The sequence below is a fragment of the Campylobacter sp. LMG 7929 genome, assembly GCF_024723595.1.
Classification (GTDB): domain Bacteria; phylum Campylobacterota; class Campylobacteria; order Campylobacterales; family Campylobacteraceae; genus Campylobacter_D.
The window spans coordinates 1-516 of the sequence record NZ_JANQCY010000041.1; the positions used below are offsets into that span (position 1 = coordinate 1).

The window sequence follows — 516 nt, forward strand, 5'->3', positions numbered from 1 at the left end:
AGATGCTAATGGTAGATTAGTGCTTAACTCAAGAGATGGTAGAGGTATAGAAATCACTGGTAATATGGGACCTGGAGCAGGTATTTTAAAAGATGATTATACCAATTATGGTCGTTTATCATTAGTTAAAAATGATGGTAAAGATATTTTAATATCAGGAAGTGGACTTAGTGCCATAGGTATGGGTGCAACTGATATGATTTCTCAAGCATCAATTTCTCTAAGAGAGTCAAAAGGAAATATCGATACTCACATTGCAGATGCTATGGGCTTTAACGCTTATAAGGGTGGTGGAAAAATGGTAGTTACTTTTTCAACTATCCAGGCTTTTATGAGTGCATCTGGTAGCGGTATGAGTGAGGGTTCAGGTTTTTCTCCTGGTAGTGGTAAAGAAATGTCTAAGGTTTATGAAGGCAATCTGGCTTTTGTAACAGCATTTTCAGCTGCTTTTGGTTTTAGTGCAAAAGGTGATGGTTCAAGTCAATTTGCTGAATTTGCTGCTACAGCTTCAATAGC

1 pseudogene is annotated in these 516 nt (G+C 37.4%); it reads left to right on the forward strand.

Features of this window, described 5'->3' with window-relative positions:
* Positions 1-516: pseudogene (locus CAMP5118_RS07975) on the forward strand (flagellin); the annotation flags it as partial.